The organism is Paraglaciecola sp. L3A3 (genome assembly GCF_009796765.1).
Taxonomy (GTDB): domain Bacteria; phylum Pseudomonadota; class Gammaproteobacteria; order Enterobacterales; family Alteromonadaceae; genus Paraglaciecola.
This window is the reverse complement of record NZ_CP047023.1, coordinates 3,735,480-3,752,783: the sequence shown is the minus strand read 5'-3', so window position 1 is coordinate 3,752,783 and position 17,304 is coordinate 3,735,480. Positions and strand designations below refer to the sequence as shown.

Below are 17,304 nucleotides of genomic sequence, written 5' to 3'. Positions count from 1 at the left end.
TGTGATTAAAAAAAGCAATATATGCGCCATAAACAAATGGAAAATAATAATCTTAATTAACAATAGGTTAAAAGTTTTTGTCGTAATTAGATGTATGCGAAAATGCGCACATAATGTGCGAATGCACAAAATTAGAACAAGTGAACTAATCAAAAAACACTGTTGATACGTATATAAGTCAATTAAGTCGTTAGCACTAGCACAAGAGTTGATTTTAACGATTATTCCACGGAAACAATATGCCCAATCGAGAACACAAGCATAAGGGGAAAGCGGCTCTACCCCAAAAGCTATGCGCTAACTGCCACAGGCCATTTTACTGGCGTAAAAAATGGCAACGTGATTGGCAGAACGTTATCTATTGTTCAAAACGCTGTTTCAACGAGAAAAGAACGCATGCATCATAAGCAAAATACATTACGCCTTATTTTAGGCGACCAATTGAACGCTTCTCACTCTTGGTTTAAAGAGGTGGATGAAAATTGTACTTATGTCATTGCCGAGTTGCATCAAGAAACCTCTTATGTGACACATCATGTGCAAAAAATTCAGGCTTTTTTTGCCGCTATGACGGCTTTTGCTGACGCTTTAAAAAGCGCAGGGCATCGAGTGTTGCATTTAACCTTAGATGAGACCAAAAAATACACTGATCTTCCCGAACTATTAACAGATTTATTAAAAAATGATGTGCAGCTGTTCGAATATCAGCAACCTGATGAATATCGATTATCTCAGCAACTGACTAAATTTTGCCAACAATTGGCAGGCATAAATATTTTATTCGCTTGTGTTGAATCTGAACATTTTTACTTACCGCATAAAGAATTACCTGAGCATTTTAAAGCTGAAACGAGTCACAGAATGGAGTTTTTTTATCGCTATATGCGCAAGCGTTTTAAGCTACTTGTCGACCAAAACAATAACCCAGATGGCGGTAAGTGGAATTTTGACCAACAAAACCGTAATAAGCTGAAAAAAAAGGATATGTCATTGATTCCTGCTCCATTGGTTTTTAGTCATGATGTGAGCCAGATCAATGAGCGTATTGAACGCCATAAAATCAATACAATGGGGGATGGTGATTCACAATTATTATGGCCAATTAATCGTCAGCAAAGTTTACAATTACTTGATTTCTTTTGCCGTTATTTACTTCCATCATTTGGTACTTTTCAAGACGCAATGACAGGCAATGCCGATGACGCTATTACCCAGAAGCAATGGAGTCTTTATCATTCTAGGCTGTCTTTTTCTTTAAACAGTAAAATGATATCGCCTAAACTTGTGGTTGATACTGTAATTAAACATTATCAAGCCGATGATGCAATTAACCTTGCTCAGGTTGAAGGTTTTATCAGACAAATTGTAGGTTGGCGTGAATTTATTCGTGGCATGTATTGGATTAACATGCCGCAATATCATGCAAAGAATGCGTTACAAGCAAATAACGACTTACCTTCATGGTTTTGGAACGGTGACACAAAAATGAATTGTTTACATCATGCCATCAAACAATCATTACAATATAGTTATGCCCATCACATTCAACGTTTGATGATCACAGGTAACTTTTGTTTACTCACGGGTATTGACCCTGTACAAGTTGATCGCTGGTATTTGGGTATCTATGTCGACGCCATTGAATGGGTTGAATTACCCAACACTCGGGGCATGAGTCAATTTGCCGATGGTGGACTGATTGCGTCCAAAGCGTATGCCGCCAGCGGTAATTATGTGAATAAAATGAGTGATTATTGTCAAAGTTGTCATTATGACGTCAAACAAAAAACCACAGACAATGCTTGCCCCTTAAATAGCCTTTATTGGCACTTTATGGAAAAACACAGCCTGCTATTTGAATCGAATCCTCGACAAGCTATGGTCTATAAAAATTGGCGAAAGCAACCCATAGAGCAACAACAAGCTACGTTAGATAAAGCTAACTATTATTTGCAAAACTTAGAGAAAATTTAACAAATTAAATTAACCTGAGTTCTGGATAAGAAGTATCGTATAATCTGAATTTATCATTACAATTCAATAGCTTAATAATATTCACCCAAATCACCTTACCTGGATGCTTACTCGGTGACGAAATTTTTCGTGTATAGCAATGCGGATTGTCGTACGTAATAACGTGTTATTGCTAGACTCTCCTCCAACGCGGCTAGGCACAAAAAGAGTGTTATCGAGAGGTTCGGCTTATCCAGTATTTAGGTTAAATTAGTAGTCGTTCTAGAAAGAGGTTGCTAATACCTGTTGAAAATACACAGACGAACATTTATTTGCAGGTTCATTTTTTTATTAAATCTTCAAAAAAAGTGAAGCGCTAAACGTTACTTAATAAATTCAGCTTGAGGTATGTGTTGTTTGAGAAAATCCTTTAAGGATTTAAGATGCTTTGCGTCAAACCATAATTCTGGGATTTGTCCTTTTTGTTGGTTAAAAGGCAATTGCACTAAACCTTGTTCTGTATTGCCATCTAAGGCTTTGACTTTATCGAGCACTATTTTTTTGATTTTAACTAAAGGGATTTTATGCTTATTTATGTATAAATCGTGATCTTGAATTTTCAGATGATTAAAGGGGTCTGCTACGCTTTTTCGATTTTGCGGGGTGGGTTTTTCAATCCAGCCAAACTTCAACATCAGGGCGTAGACGAAAAATAACAGACCATAAAAAATCGGTAAACCAGTCTGAAAATCTACCGCTAAATCAAAGCCAACTAAAAGCAAATAGGTGCCGAAAAACAGCGCTGCAAATATTAAAACATTTATAATTCGTTTGTTTCCGTTCATTTTAATCCCGCTCCCTGTCAATATGCTTATTGTTTTGATTTTTGAGATTTTTTTCACCATCACAAAATAAGATAATAGCAGCAAATATGTACATCTTCACTTTTGCTCAAAGCTAATATTTAGTAAATTTCAGCAAATAGTTTTTGTGACTTCAATCTATCTAAGGTTCTTCAGTTTGATACATCAGCTAGCTAGTTAAACTTAAGGCTTGTTGCTTTTCTTAGTAAACTTAGCACTTTTGCCACTGCGGCCTTGGCCTTTACGTTTTTTGGCAAAGCTTTGTGTACCTAAACCAGCTAAGCCTTGGGGTAACACTTGGCGGCTTTGTATGACTAAGTCTTTCAGTTGTTGTTCTAACGGGAGCATTAACTTTTGATATTGGCTAGTGCCTTCACTAATCGCTGTTAATTCGGCTTCCCAACGAGCTGTCATGTCTGGGGAGGTGGCGACGTCGGGTAGGGCGTTAATCAAACTTTTTCCGGTGATGGTTGAGCTAATTGTTTTACCATTACGGATTAAAAATCCTCTCGAAAATAATAGTTCGATAATGCCCGCTCTAGTGGCTTCTGTGCCTAGTCCGTCTGTGTCGCGGAGTATTTTTCGTAATTGTGGGTCGCTAACATGGGCACTAATGCCTGTCATGGCAGCTAATAAAGTGGCGTCTGTGTATGCCTTGGGTGGCGAGGTGTGTTTTTCTAACACTTCTGCCTGTAATGATTTAAGGTTTTGACCAAGGCTTAATTTAGGTAATAGTTGTTGCTCGTCGTTATTATTGCTGTTGGCCTTTGAGCTTTGTTCGTTAGCTTTACTTCGGCCTTGTACGAATATGGATTTCCAGCCTTGATTAATTAGCTCTTTAGCCACAGCCACAAAGAGACCTGCGGCTATCTCTACTTCAACCCGTACTGCGTAAAACTCATGGTGGGGTAAAAACTGGGCTAAGTAGTTTCTGCATATTAAGCTATATACTTTGGCATCATTACCAGACAAGTTATTACTGATTTTTTGGGTGGGTATAATAGCGTGGTGAGCATCGACCTTTTTGTCATTCCAAGCTTTAGACTTTTGGTTTAAATCAAATTGGGTTTGGCTAAACAGATTACCTTGCTGAGCCAAATGTTGGCTATTGGCCATTATGGCGGCATGTACCTCTTTAGCCTGTTTAAAATGGCTTAAGGGTAAATAGCGGCAATCTGAACGAGGGTAAGTAATTAATTTATGTCGTTCGTATAAGCCCTGACACACATCTAATACTTGCTGGGCACTTAAACCAAAGGCTTTGCTGGCATCAATTTGTAATGAAGATAAATTATAGGGCAGGGGAGGCGCCTGTTTTTTGTGCTCTCGCTTAAGGTTTTTAACTTTTGCTGCTTGTTGACTCACTCGGCCTGCCACATTTTGCGCCAGGGCTTGTGACAAATTACGCCCTTGTTCGTCGAGATATTTAGCACAATGTTCACTGGGTTGCCATTTGGCTTTAAAGTGCTCACCTGTCTCGGTTTCGCCTTTTTGGGTTTCGAGCTGGGCCCAAACTTCATAAAAAGGTTTACTAACAAAATCGTCTATGGCTTGGTCTCGGCGCACCACTAAGCCTAATAAAGGGGTTTGTACTCGCCCTACAGACAACACACCTTTGTAGCCGACTTTTTGTCCTTGTAAGGTATAAGCGCGAGTTAAATTGATGCCATATAACCAGTCAGCACGAGATCGGGCTAAAGCTGAGGTAGACAAGGGGATGAAATCTCGGTTGTCACGTAGTTTATTTAGTGATTGTTTGATTGCCGAGGGATTTAAGTCGTTGATCAGTATACGTTGGATGGTATTTTTTTTAGCTCCCTTTACGCCTAAAAAATTGATTACTTCGTCAACTAATAGTTGCCCTTCACGATCAGGATCGCCAGCATGTACTAGCTGATCAGCTTGTTTAACTAAAGTGCGTAATACCCCTAGTTGTTTGGCAGTTTGTTTTTTTATTGCCAGTTGCCAGTGCTGGGGAATAATGGGCAGGTGTTCGTGGCTCCATTTTTTAAACAGAGGGTTGTAAGCTTCGGGTTGTTGTTGTTCGAGTAAATGCCCGACGCACCAGCTGACGGTATCGCCATTGGCAGCACTAATGTAGCCATCACCTTTTTTGTGGGGTTTGGGTAATACATCGGCAATGGCACGGCCTAAGCTGGGTTTTTCAGCAATAAAAAGTCGCATAAAAATATTTTTAGTGTTTTTTTATACAGTAGTCTGTTTTAGACTTTTGAACAAGTAAAATAGACGGCCCCTTAATCCAGTATTTGAAAGTCAGATAACCAATGCTCTAATATCAGCTGCAGTTTAGGTGTTTCTACAGGTTTTGAGATAAAGTCATTCATACCTGCTGCTAGGCACTTGTCTTTGTCACCCCGCATAGTGTTGGCAGTCATGGCAACTATAGGGATATTTTTGTCACGCACTTTGGACTGAGAGGCACGAATACAGCGACTGGCTTCAAAGCCATCCATTATTGGCATCTGGCAATCCATGAACACTAAGTCATAAGGTAAATTCTCTAGTGCCGCTAGCGCTTCTTCGCCATTGGCAGCTAAATCAGAATGTATGCCAAATTGTGCTAGTAAAGATTGGGCGACGATCTGGTTGATCATATTGTCATCTACTACTAACACTCTGGCTTTAAATTGGAGTTTTTTACGGGCTGTGTATGCCGTGACTAATGGACCTTCATCAGAAGTGAGCCCTGCAACCTGCATTAGTGAGTTACGAAGAATGGATTGATCTATGGGTTTGTTGAGGTACGCGCTAAATCCCGCTGTTTTTAATTTTTTGCCATCACCGCGCTGACCTTGAGATGTAAGCATCATTAAATGAGTTTTGGCTAAATCAGGGGTACTTTTGATCATCGCACCTAGTTGTGCTCCATCCATGTCAGGCATTTGCATATCGATTATCGCGATATTAAAAGGGGCGTTGTTATCAATCGCAGCGGTAAGACTTGTGAGTGCGTCTCTGGCATTTTCAACTAGCTCATGTTCCACTTGCCAGTGAGTCAGTAAATGTCCAAGTAATTTACGGTTGGTAAGATTGTCATCTACCACTAATATTTTTTGCCCGTGTAGTTCAGCTTCAGGATGTTCGGATGCTGAAGCGTCAGCGTTTTCAAGATCAAGAGTAAACCAGAAAGTAGAACCTATGCCTTCTATACTGCTAATACCTATGTTTCCGCCCATTAGTTCAACTAATTGTTTACTGATAGCTAGCCCTAGTCCAGTCCCCCCGTGCTTACGGGTGGTACTCCCGTCAGCCTGACTGAAACGTTCAAAAAGCCCACTTTGTTGTTCAGCGCTCAGTCCTATTCCTGTGTCGGTCACTTCAATGATCATTTGAGTACGCGATTCAGTTTGCTGCTGTATGGTGAAATACACTGCTACTTCGCCCTTTTCAGTAAACTTAATGGCGTTACCTACCAAATTGTTGAGTATTTGACGGATACGCCCAGGATCAGCGTTGTACCACTGATTTATCACCGGGTTAGCTGGGCAAATCAATTCCAGCCCTTTTTCGTGGGCACGAACCGCAATGCTGTTGCCGAACTCATTCATCAGCGACCCCATGTCGAAGTCGATGGCTTCCATTTCCAGCATACCGGCTTCTACTTTAGAAAAATCGAGGATATCATTGATGATGACCATCAATGATTTGGCACTGTTTTTCACTACTTTGGCGAAGTTGTACTGTTCTGGGGTGAGTTCTGTGTCTAGCAATAGATTGGTCATACCTATCACCCCATTCATTGGCGTGCGGATTTCGTGACTCATGTTAGCGAGGAATTCACTCTTGGCCAAGCTGGCTTGTTCGGCATTGAGTTTGGCCTTGTTTAGCGCTATTTCGGTTTGGTTACGTTCGGTGATATCACGGGCAATACCCACAAAATGTTTGATATTATCGATTTCAAGTTCACTCACCCCTAACTCCATAGGAAAGGTAGAGCCATTTTTACGTAGGCCGATAAATTCACGACCAATGCCGATAACCTTTTTTTCTCCCGTTGTTACATGGTTACGCAGATAATTATCATGTTCGCTCTGATAAGGTTCAGGCATTAGGATTTTGATATTCTGACCAATCACTTCTTCGTCTGTATAACCAAAAATTTTTCTGGCTGCGGGGTTAAATGATTCGATTATGCCGTGCTCACTGATAGTAATTATGCCATCCACAATATTATCGATGACCGCAGAAAGACGCTTGGTTTTAGCAATAACTTCATTATTCAATAGGGCGGTTGCCTGTTGTTGCTTTTCAACAAAGGTATTGATGCCTTGATATAGGGTAAGAATTTCATCGCTAACGGAGCCAGTGTCAAGACGCACTGTCAAATCACCGCCCTTAAAACGATCACATGCTTGCGCCATTGTTACAACTGGAGTGAGGATTTTTCGTGAAATAAACCAAATGACAAATACAATCGACAATATGCCCATAAGTAAACTGAATATCAATATTTTTTGTAAAGAGGTGGTGATCTCTGAAAATACTAAGTTTTCTGGAATATGAAAGATCAACACCCAATATCGACTTTTATCTAAGGGGGAGAAAAATATTTTCTCAAATCCTTCCAGCTCCTTTTCGTTTTTATCATAGCGTATAAATGAATCCTGATTGAGTATGGTTTTAGCCATAAAAGGTTCATCGGTGCTTAATTTGTAGTCGATGCCCAAGTCAAATCCGAAGGTTTTAGAGGCATCAAGGTGTTTGATATAAAATCCATTTTCATCAACAATTGTTCGTTGTGTGCCATTTATATCAGAAGTTATCCCCGCAAATAATTGTTCGGTCGATAAATTTAATACCATAACCCCAGATACTGTTTCATCGGCCGCAAAAACGGGGGTCGCTATCCTTAATACTGGAGTATGGGGTAATTGAATAGCACCATATTCTCTGTTTAGGTTGACACTAGAGTAATAGGTTTCTCGGTTTTTTAATTTTAGTGTTTCAATTACATAAGCTGTATCGGCTTTATTTTGCAGGTCATTCAGTGTCACTTCATTTATCTGACCATTACCATTGCGCTGAACTCTAACTATTTCTTTACCTGCGGCATCGATGAATCTTAACTGCTGGTATTCAGTATGGTTGGTGATAAAGGCCTTTAAAATGATTGTTAGGCGTTGACGCCATGCTTCTAAGGTATCGCCATTTAGCGGATCTATGCCATTATTAGCACGAGCTCTTATTATGGCTTGGATAGGTGGTGTATCGCTCAAGGATTGTAAGGTTTGATGATGATGTTCTAAGGCGACTTCAATCGTATGCTTAAGTACTGAAGACTTACTTTGCTCTAGCTCCAGAACCTTAGTCTCGGCGATATTTCTTGATTGCAAGTTGCTGGTGTAGCTGATAATTAAGAGCGATACTGCAATTAGACCGCCTAATATCACAGTTGTCTTAGCACGAAGTCCAAAGGTAAAACTGTTCATCATAGTGAAGCCTAAGTTATATCTAAATTCGAGGTAAATCAGAACTATAGTATTACCTACAGCATGAAGAAGACCAATATAGGTGGATAGCTAGATATTGTCAAAATACAAGCTGTGATAAATTAGCTCGGATAATAGGCGTCACCAAGGTGAGGATGGTCAGCGTTGTCTTATAATCAAAAATAGAACAAAAATACTGTTATAAATTAATTCAATTTTATTATACATATTGTTAACAATATACTATTAACATAGGGTTGACCTGTGTTATATTATCATGTTTTAGTGAATATTTATTATTGTGCGCGGTTGTTTACAAACAGGATTATTATGATTATTAAACCAAACAAAAGACTCGGAACAAGTGTGTTACTTGCTTCGTTTTTATCTCCTATTCTGCTTGGCTGTAACGCCACAGATACCAACAATCATATGGCAGTTGTGACTGTCACTGATGATGTGGTTTTGTATGACTTTGAAAATGGTCAAGTCCCTGCTGAAATTAAAGTTAATAATGGTAACTCAAGCTTAACCTCAGATAAGCAAGCCATTGAGGGTAAACATTCATTATTAGTTAATTTTACAAGCGATCAGGCTGGTTTAGTACTTAGGCCAACCACGCCATTTGATTGGAGTGAGTATAGTGATTTTAACTTAGCATTTGATTTAACCAATCATGGTACTGAATCAGTGCAGATTGACTTAACCATTAGCGATATCGATGGTAGCTTTTACACTCGCGGGTTAGTGGTGCCAGTGGGTAAAAGCCAAACTCATTATGCAAAAATGGATGGCCATGATCAAAAAGATCCAGAATGGGGTTCTGACACAGAGTTCAATTTTGAATCGGGTTTTCGTTCCAATCCTGTTACTTGGCAATCAGACGATAAACAAGCTTATTCTTTTTGGGGTAAAAAACGTCTGAATATTGCAGGTATTACTGCTATTGCCTTTAACAGCAAAGGTTTATTAAGTAACAGACAATTCACTATCGACAACATCCGTTTACGTCAAAACCCTGAAATGGATCAAAAATTCTTAGTGGGACTAATCGATGAATTTGGTCAAAATGCCAAAGTAGATTATCCAGGAAAAATTCACTCTGAAGAAGAGTTAAAACAAGTTACCGCTGCAGAGTTAGCCACCCTCAAAGGTGAGTCAATGGCTGACCGTTCTAAATTCCACGGTTGGAAAGACGGGCCTAAGCTGGAAGCGACCGGGTTTTTCCGTACTGAAAAAGTAGAGGGTAAATGGGCATTGGTTGATCCTGAAGGTTATTTGTACTTCTCGACAGGTATCGACATTATGCGTTTATCTAACTCGTCAACTATGACGGGTTATGGCTTTGATGAAAAGTTTATTGCTAAACGTACTGCTGACATGACTGTTGCAGAAGACGATCAACCTCTTAACCGAGTCAACGACGAAGCGGTGCCAAGTCGCCATGTGACTAACGAAACTCGTGCTAGCGTATTTAACTGGTTACCTGATTATAACGATGATTTAGGTAATCACTTCGGTTACCGTCGTGAAACACAAAGCGGCCCATTAAAACAAGGCGAAACTTTTAGTTTTTATAGTGCCAACCTAGAGCGTCGTTATGGCGAAACCTATAAAGAATCTTACTTAGATACTTGGCGTAGTGTGAACGTAAGACGTATGCAAGATTGGGGTTTTACTTCTTTAGGTAACTGGTCTCAAGAAGAATATTATGGCAATAATCAAATTCCATTTGTGGCTTTTGCCGACATTATTGGTGAGTTTGGTACTTTAAGTAGTGGTTTTGATTTTTGGCATGGTGTGCCTGATGCTTATGATCCTAGATTCTATGCACGTGCAGTAATTGCTGCTGAACATGTTGCAGCACAAATCAATAACACGCCTTGGTGTATGGGGGTATTTATGGATAACGAACAAAGTTTCGGTCGTAGCACTAGCCCAGAAACTCGTTATGGCATTATATTAAATACTTTAACTCGTGATGCCGCAGAAGTGCATGCTAAAGCTGCATTTACCAAAACCTTGAAAAACAAATACCAGACTATTGCTGCTTTAAATAAAGCCTGGAATAAAAACATCGCTTCTTGGGATGAATTTGCCAAGGGTATCGATGCTAGTTTTAACACAGAAACTCAGCAACAGGATTATGCTGATTTACTTTATGATTATGGTACCCAATACTTCTCTACAGTAAATAAAGCCATGAAGTCTAAAATGCCTAATCACCTGTATTTAGGTTCACGCTTACCACTTTGGGGCATGCCTATGGAAATACTTAGAGCTGCTGCAGAAAACAGTGACGTGATCACTTACAATGTATATCAAGAAGGGATAATTCCTAACAAATGGGAGTTTTTGAAAGAATTAGATAAGCCAAGTTTAGTGGGGGAATTTAGTTTTGGTGCAGACGATGCGGGCCATGTACATCCTGGTATTGTGATAGCAGCAGATCAAAAAGATCGTGGTTATAAACTGAAGAAATATTTAGAATCGGTCATCGACAATCCATATTTTGTTGGGGCACATATGTTCCAGTTTTCTGATGGGCTAATAGCTGGTCGTGCATATGACGGAGAAAACTATAATACTGGAATGGTGCGAGTCACCGATGTGCCATACGAACATATGGTTGAAGCTGCCAAAGAAGTGCATCAAAACCTTTACCCAAGACGTTATGGTTATTTGCAAAAGTAGCTTTGAATGCTTAACTCTGGGCTGCTTATTGTTACTTGATCAGTCTTAAAAATATTTTATTAGGGAAATGTTTAGACATTTCCCTTTTTTATATATTGCAGGCTATCACTTAATTGTTTTAAGTTTTTTTCCATAAGTTTTGTAGCTTCATATAGGAAAAATAGTCGTATGCTTGCCAGTATTTGGGGATTAACTCCAGATCTTTTCTTTCTTCAAAGTTGGAACATAGCTGTTTTAGTATTTCCTTTAAACGCTCTGGCGGTACGGTAGACAACTTTTTTCTGGCTATGGAAAAGTACAGGTTACTTTCTTTAGAAACTGAAAATAAAAGACCTGTTGAATTGAATGTTAAATTACGAGTGGCGCCGCGACAAATCGGTAATTGTGGTTGTTTAGGGTTAAGATGAGTCACAATGGCATATTCATATCTGTCTAACCACTTGCCATTTTTATCTAACGGTATATAGGTAATACCAAATCCTTGGGGGAAGTGCCCAACAATTTGAATGAAGTGATCAGCTATTATTTGGTTAACAGAGCCGTTTTCTGCCGCCTTAGCTATTACCATTCCAGCTTTTGGGGTGTCACCGTAGTCAGTATTAGTTTTGGTCGAAAAGATAATCGAACTATAAATATGGGGAATTTTAATGATATTACCTAAATCAAGCTTAGGTTTTATTGCATCAACTATTAAAGTGCGAATAAACTTTAATTTAGCTTGTTCATTTTGCTCAAAAAGATCCCTTTCTATTTTCGAATTACCCACATACTGGTCAACGCCAATACCTAGTTTAAGATAATCTAATGTGTGTTTGTGGTTGAGTTTAAGTAAACGTATACGAGTATCTTTTTCTAATAACCTAAACTCATCTTGTTTTCCGTCCTCTCCTCTTAATAATAGCTGTGCATCAGGATGTTGTAAGCCGATATCTTGAAAAATAGCGGCTATAACTATGGGTAAACATACTTCCTGCTGAAATTGGCTAAGGTCCTTTGATTTTTTACTATATCGACTTTCAGCTTGGTAATGGGAGATTATGTAAGGATAAGTTATTTTTTCATCTAATAATAATTTGTCTAACAAGCGCAATGCCAACACTGCTTTATAAGCAGGTTTAAGTCTTTGATGTAAATTTCCCAGTTTTTTACCCTGTCGTGGCGATTGCAAAAACAAGGTACCTAATACTTTGGCACTATTACTTTGGGTTTCGTCCCAATCTTCGCCTTCTGCTGTTTTGATAAGTAAACTAGATATATGGATGACTTTTTCTCGTCTTTCAGCCTGTAAGGCTTGCTGCCGTGAAAACTCTAATTTATGTTTACGTTGAACAAGTTTTAGTTCTTCTTTTAAACTGGATTTTGCAGACGCGGGGGCTTGTGTGTAATCTTTTATTGCTGCTTGAATGTCAGCTTCTAAGTGGGCAATCTTTTGTTTTTCTTGTTCTGCGGTTGCAAAATAGATGGCTGCTTCTTCAAATAGGGAGTCTTTAACATATGTCTGGCTACTGATATGTTTTACTAAGCTGTTAATCACTTTTGTCGAATTAGATTCACCAGTTGTTCCGTGCATATATTTGCCTGAGTTAACCTATTATGTTTTAAAGTGCTTAGAAGCTAAATATACCCTATATAAGTGTTGTTGATAAAAATATTTTCCGCAGAAAAAGTGCAGAGTGTTGGAAACTCAGTTTTAAATTTAATAAATAGTGGTATTAGCTAGCGGTTATTCAAAAAGAAAAGGGGCAGTGAGCCCCTTCTATATTATTTAGCTTTTTTAAGTTGTTTCTTAAGTTTAGCTAGTTTATTTTTTTGCTTAGCAATTTTAGCTTTGCTTGATTTGATTTTTTGTTTAAGTGTTTTTTTAGCTTTAGCCATGAATATTTCTCCATAATAATGCAATTAGATGCTGCAACATATCTGCTATTCAGCTTGTTTATGTTCAGCGACAAAGCTGCGAATAAAACGACGTACTTCGCGAGCTGCACTTGTATCTAGTTCTTCACAAAGTTCAACAAATTCAACTCTTTCTATATCGTTGATGCGAATAATGAGTTGGCTATTCTTTTTCTTTGATTTTTTATTTTCCACAATCATCTCCAAAAAATGCTGTTTAACCCATTACTGTATTCACAGTTGCACTAGACTAACATATATTCAAAAGATAGCAAATGTATATACATTTGATATCTTATCTTGTGGCGGTTTACGCGACTCGATTGACCTGTTTTCCTTGTTTAAAAGCGGATATGTTATCGGCCACCAAATTTAATAGTCTTTGTTGTGCTTCTATACTGCCCCAAGCAATGTGAGCAGTGATCTTAAGGTTCGTGGCTGGATGAGCTGATTGCTTCTGTGAGATAGCTTGTAGCAGTACGTGATCAGCAGGTGGTGGCTCTTGTTCTAATACATCTAATACAGCGTAAGCGATTTGTTGCTTGTTTAAAGCGCTGAGTAAGTCATTGCTATTTACCAGTGGCCCACGAGCGGTGTTAATTAGCATGGCCGATGGTTTCATTTTGCTCAGAGTTTCACTGTTGATTAAATTTTCAGTGTCTGGGGTTTGTGGACAATGTAAGGTCAACACATCTGCTTGTTCTAACGCTTGGTCAAAACTGACTCTGCCGGCACGAATGTTGGTTGCCTGTGGTCTTTCTGCAATTAACACCTGCATACCAAATGTTTGGCCAATATTGGCAACGGCTTGGCCTAAATTACCGTAGCCTATTATGCTTAATGTTTTACCGCTCAGTTCACTAAAGCCATTACCATGAACACAAAAAGTGGCACTGTTCTGCCACATATCTTGGGTGCTATTGAGATTGTGGTGACTGGTTTGGCTAAAATATTCGAGAATTTGCGCGAATACATATTGGCTGACTGAAGGGGTTGAATAACCACTGACATTACACACAGCTATTCCTAGCTCTTTTGCTGCCACTAGGTCAACATTGTTAGTGCCAGTTGCTGTGATACAAATTAGCTTAAGTTTAGGCAATTGTTTAAGAATATCGGCAGTTAACATTACTTTGTTAGTGATAATGAGCTCGGCATTTTCACTGCGTGAGACAACTTGTTCACTGGAAGTGATAGGAAAGCTAGTTAACGAGTCTAGTTGTTGTTCAATTTCCTGTAATGAAATATTAGAACGAAAAGTTTGTTGATCTAAAAATACCCCGTGCATAATGCTACTTATTATCTGCTTTAAAATACAGCTAGCTTACGAGTATTGGTTTCTAAGCTCAAGATAAAGCATGGTTATTCTTCTAATGTTATGGACTCGACTACATATTATTTGGTTGATCTCCATACACTTCACATACTTCACGGTATACGGATCGACATTCAAAAGAGTATCCGAAGCCCGTGAAGTAATCTTCTAGACTCATGTCAGTGCCAATGAAAAAAATAGAAATTTCGTAACTATCGTTCGGCTTCAAAACTATTGCTCTATCTAGAGCCTTAAACTCTTTGTTCCAAGAACTAAAAACTTTTTCGGTTTCACCGTTAATTTCGATTGAGGTGTAATCTAAAACTTTTGCCGTCAGCAGGTTTATATAGCTAATTCTCGCTGCACCAAATCCTGTGTTGTCCAGAGATAAGGTAAATTTGTTGGGTTTTTGCACAGTATCTATTGATATTTTGGCTGTAATTATTGGTAACACCGCGGCTCTTTTATCTAAGTACTCTGAATAACCTAAAAAAGTTGCAGTAAAAAATGCGCAAAAAGCAACAACAATAGATGACACTTCAATTGTAAACTTTGTTCTGCTATTCAAGAGGTTAATCCTTTTAAATTGTTTTTTCTTTATCCTGACTATTAACAAATTTAGACAATGACATTGAAATTGCAAATAGCTTGAATTCAAGAGTCAGTAGACTAACAAAAACACGTCCTTCCGGTTTGTAAACAAAGATGTTTGTAATTGCCTTTTAATTTCAGGGGAAGTATGGATTATTTATAGTAATAAACCTGAATACTGGATAAGCCGAACCTCTCGATAACGCTCTTTTTGTGCCTAGCCGCGTTGGAGGAGAGTCTAGCAATAACACGTTATTACGTACGACAATCCGCCTTGCTATCCACGAAAAATTTCGTCACCGAGTAAGCATTCAGATGAAGTGATTTGGGGGAATGTTATTAAGCTATTGAATTGTAATAATAAATTAAGATACTTCTTATCCAGAACTCAGGTTAATAAATAAACAAATAAATAAATAAATTTATTTGATTATTTTATATCCTGGTCGTACCCTTTGTTCTAGTGGGTCATGGGGTTGATTAGTTTCTAGAGGTAAAATGAAAATATCTGTAAACATCGAACATACCACGCCTTTATTTACTCAATTAACTGAGCAGATAAAAGAGGCTGTATTAGCTGGTGAATTAGTCGCGGGAGACGCTTTGCCGTCTATTCGTCAATTAGCCAATGATTTAGATATTAACCACAAGACCGTAGCCAAGGCGTATCGATTATTGGAGCGTGATGGTGTCATTCAGACTAAAGGTTATCGTGGCACCTTTATTCATCTAAATGCTAAAGAGAATAGTGTTATTGATTTAAATGAGTGGGTTTTGGAAGAGCTAGATAAGGTCTTATCAAGCTTTAGAAGTGCTGGCGTGACTGAGTCAGAGATGCGAATTGCTTTTAACAGTTTACTTAATAATCGTCATAAATAGGGACAAAATCATGTGGCAAAATTATTTACTTTATGGGGTGTTTTTAGGGCAGATTTTTGTACTTTCTGTTTATTTTCCTAGAAAAATTTTAGGCTTGATAGATACAACAATAATGCAGCGCCCAAGTGCTGATTACCCCAAACTTTATCCCATCGATGTCACCGTAATACAAGGCAAGCTTAAACTATTTGCCTTGTTCAATTGCTTAGTGGTGGCATTAGGATTGGGTATTCTTGCTTATAGTATTTTCAATACTACCGATGACTTGGCTGGATGGGATGATCAAGGTGTACTGGTTAGCTACTTAATGTTGCAGTATATACCTATGATATTTTTGGCAGTACAAGGTTTTATTTATCTAAATTTGATGCGCGATAAAAATAAGAGTATCTACCGTAGCGCTGATTCAACACCAAGAAAGTTAACCGATTATGTACCTAAAACGCTGCTTATTTGTGCCCTTGTATCTTATGTTTTGTGTGTCGCCACTATTATTTATTTTAACCAATATCCTTTCGATGGTTTTGCCGGTTTAGTCAACATATTAGGTGTCAGCGTGATCTATGTAGGTTTGGGGTTTGGCATTTACCAAAAACTGTATGGTAAAAAATACAATCCGTTAAAAGCCACAAATGATAGAAAATTTGAAACTACTGTGGTGCTTAAACTTCTGGTTTTGTCGGCAATTTTTTCATCACTCTACCTGACTATTTCCTTGATACTTGCGTCCTTGGATATGCGCGATTTAGGTAACGTCATTTATAGTGTGTACCTACAAATATTTGTTTTTTATATCTATCAAGTGATGAAGTTTGATCAAGTCGATTACAGTGTTTACAAAGCTTAAGTTTTTACCTAACAAGAGAGTGTGAAATGAAATGGATATTACTAACAACAGTTGTATTGTCACTAAGCTTTACAGTATGGGCTGGTGAGTCAGAAGCGTGGTTGACTAACTATTACAAATCGCCAGCCCAACAAGAGTTTGTCTCGCAAGTTAAAAAGCTGAGTCAATCAGGAATGTTAAGTGATGGGAAACACCAGCAAAGCCTAGCAGTATTTCTAAGCCGTATACTGGTTGCCAACCCTAAACAAACCCACCAGTGGTTATCAACTCTATCTGTACTTAATCAAAAAGATAGGCAAACTCTTCACTATGCCGCTTGGTTGGCTGACACTGATGAGTCTAAAGCCTATTTACAGTTGGTTGATGCGCAGTATTTATTAGATAGCAAAGCCATTAACTATTTAGAAATTGATATCAAAAGCCCTAAAACGTTAGATAACTTATGGTATTACTTTTTTGCAACGGGCGAAGCTGCACCCATCAAGCGGATTGTTTCTGCGTTAAATTACGCCGAGTATTCTGGCGCATTAAAGGCATATAAAACCTCTGAAAAAACAAACGAAGATGAACGTAAAGCAAAGTTAGATGTTATTTTTCAGGCTGCTCGTTGGTCGATTGGCAGTAATGTCAAACAACACCCTAAAGTAGCTGAAATTTGTACTGAGATAATGAAAGATGCACAGTTAAGCCAAAACGAAGCATTGTGGTTAAGTATCATTTTAAGTGAAGCTTTACCCAATAAATATAAGATGAAAAAAACAGCTAGAGGTGACTTAGAACAAACAGTTTTAAAATGAATTGAATACAAGTCTATTTTGC

General features: G+C 38.4%; 13 protein-coding genes. 6 read left to right on the top strand and 7 right to left on the bottom strand.

Features of this window, described 5'->3' with window-relative positions; translation table 11 throughout:
- Positions 1–239 precede the first annotated feature (239 nt).
- Together GQR87_RS15585 and GQR87_RS15580 are read left to right on the top strand one after the other, a co-directional pair.
- On the top strand, positions 240–407 hold the full coding sequence (locus GQR87_RS15585; RefSeq protein ID WP_158970899.1) for a DUF2256 domain-containing protein: 168 nt from the start codon (positions 240–242) through the stop codon (positions 405–407).
- Complete coding sequence (locus GQR87_RS15580) at positions 397–1,974, top strand: cryptochrome/photolyase family protein (RefSeq protein WP_158970897.1); 1,578 nt, start codon at positions 397–399, stop codon at positions 1,972–1,974. The genes GQR87_RS15585 and GQR87_RS15580 overlap by 11 nt, the downstream gene beginning before the upstream one ends.
- A 362-nt stretch (positions 1,975–2,336) precedes the next feature.
- On the opposite strand, the gene GQR87_RS15575 is transcribed toward GQR87_RS15580, so the two are convergent.
- The 3 genes from GQR87_RS15575 to GQR87_RS15565 form a co-directional block, all read right to left on the bottom strand.
- A complete protein-coding gene (locus GQR87_RS15575) occupies positions 2,337–2,861 on the bottom strand; it encodes a hypothetical protein (protein WP_158970895.1) in 525 nt (174 codons plus the stop codon).
- A 138-nt stretch (positions 2,862–2,999) separates the two neighbouring features.
- The gene (locus tag GQR87_RS15570; RefSeq protein ID WP_158970893.1) at positions 3,000–5,000 is read right to left on the bottom strand and encodes a DNA topoisomerase III; all 2,001 of its coding nucleotides are present in this window, start codon (positions 4,998–5,000) and stop codon (positions 3,000–3,002) included.
- A 71-nt stretch (positions 5,001–5,071) separates the two neighbouring features.
- On the bottom strand, positions 5,072–8,269 hold the full coding sequence (locus tag GQR87_RS15565; RefSeq protein ID WP_158970891.1) for a response regulator: 3,198 nt from the start codon (positions 8,267–8,269) through the stop codon (positions 5,072–5,074).
- 327 nt (positions 8,270–8,596) lie between these two features.
- Between GQR87_RS15565 and GQR87_RS15560 the strand changes: the two genes are divergently transcribed.
- Positions 8,597–10,960: a beta-galactosidase gene (locus tag GQR87_RS15560; RefSeq protein ID WP_158970889.1), complete on the top strand. Its 2,364-nt coding sequence runs from the start codon at positions 8,597–8,599 to the stop codon at positions 10,958–10,960.
- A 118-nt stretch (positions 10,961–11,078) separates the two neighbouring features.
- Here GQR87_RS15560 and GQR87_RS15555 read toward each other — a convergent pair whose 3' ends face one another.
- The 4 genes from GQR87_RS15555 to GQR87_RS15545 form a co-directional block, all read right to left on the bottom strand.
- A complete protein-coding gene (locus GQR87_RS15555) occupies positions 11,079–12,530 on the bottom strand; it encodes a hypothetical protein (protein ID WP_158970887.1) in 1,452 nt (483 codons plus the stop codon).
- 350 nt (positions 12,531–12,880) lie between these two features.
- Positions 12,881–13,048 (bottom strand): hypothetical protein, encoded by a 168-nt coding sequence (locus tag GQR87_RS22195; protein WP_199271772.1) that lies wholly within the window; start codon positions 13,046–13,048, stop codon positions 12,881–12,883.
- A 115-nt stretch (positions 13,049–13,163) separates the two neighbouring features.
- Positions 13,164–14,141: a D-2-hydroxyacid dehydrogenase gene (locus tag GQR87_RS15550; RefSeq protein ID WP_158970886.1), complete on the bottom strand. Its 978-nt coding sequence runs from the start codon at positions 14,139–14,141 to the stop codon at positions 13,164–13,166.
- A 100-nt stretch (positions 14,142–14,241) separates the two neighbouring features.
- Positions 14,242–14,736, bottom strand: a complete 495-nt coding sequence (locus GQR87_RS15545; protein WP_158970884.1) for a hypothetical protein — start codon at positions 14,734–14,736, stop codon at positions 14,242–14,244.
- A 521-nt stretch (positions 14,737–15,257) separates the two neighbouring features.
- On the opposite strand from GQR87_RS15545, the gene GQR87_RS15540 reads away from it, so the two are divergent.
- From GQR87_RS15540 to GQR87_RS15530, 3 genes are read left to right on the top strand one after another with little or no spacing between them, the layout of a single operon-like run.
- On the top strand, positions 15,258–15,638 hold the full coding sequence (locus tag GQR87_RS15540) for a GntR family transcriptional regulator (protein ID WP_158970882.1): 381 nt from the start codon (positions 15,258–15,260) through the stop codon (positions 15,636–15,638).
- A 10-nt stretch (positions 15,639–15,648) separates the two neighbouring features.
- Positions 15,649–16,485, top strand: a complete 837-nt coding sequence (locus GQR87_RS15535) for a hypothetical protein (protein WP_158970880.1) — start codon at positions 15,649–15,651, stop codon at positions 16,483–16,485.
- A gap of 26 nt (positions 16,486–16,511) precedes the next feature.
- Positions 16,512–17,282 carry a hypothetical protein gene (locus GQR87_RS15530; RefSeq protein ID WP_158970878.1) on the top strand — a complete coding sequence of 257 codons (771 nt, stop codon included), beginning with the start codon at positions 16,512–16,514 and terminating at the stop codon, positions 17,280–17,282.
- The last annotated feature ends 22 nt before the right edge of the window (positions 17,283–17,304 follow it).

Excerpts from the sequence above, each read along its gene's own strand:
- GQR87_RS15565 (WP_158970891.1), bottom strand. The coding sequence starts at position 8,269 with ATGATGAACAGTTTTACCTTTGGACTTCGTGCTAAGACAACTGTGATA.
- GQR87_RS15560 (WP_158970889.1), top strand. The coding sequence starts at position 8,597 with ATGATTATTAAACCAAACAAAAGACTCGGAACAAGTGTGTTACTTGCT.
- GQR87_RS15555 (WP_158970887.1), bottom strand. The coding sequence starts at position 12,530 with ATGCACGGAACAACTGGTGAATCTAATTCGACAAAAGTGATTAACAGC.
- GQR87_RS15580 (WP_158970897.1), top strand. The coding sequence starts at position 397 with ATGCATCATAAGCAAAATACATTACGCCTTATTTTAGGCGACCAATTG.
- GQR87_RS15540 (WP_158970882.1), top strand. The coding sequence starts at position 15,258 with ATGAAAATATCTGTAAACATCGAACATACCACGCCTTTATTTACTCAA.
- GQR87_RS15530 (WP_158970878.1), top strand. The coding sequence starts at position 16,512 with ATGAAATGGATATTACTAACAACAGTTGTATTGTCACTAAGCTTTACA.
- GQR87_RS15570 (WP_158970893.1), bottom strand. The coding sequence starts at position 5,000 with ATGCGACTTTTTATTGCTGAAAAACCCAGCTTAGGCCGTGCCATTGCC.
- GQR87_RS15550 (WP_158970886.1), bottom strand. The coding sequence starts at position 14,141 with ATGCACGGGGTATTTTTAGATCAACAAACTTTTCGTTCTAATATTTCA.
- GQR87_RS15585 (WP_158970899.1), top strand. The coding sequence starts at position 240 with ATGCCCAATCGAGAACACAAGCATAAGGGGAAAGCGGCTCTACCCCAA.
- GQR87_RS15535 (WP_158970880.1), top strand. The coding sequence starts at position 15,649 with ATGTGGCAAAATTATTTACTTTATGGGGTGTTTTTAGGGCAGATTTTT.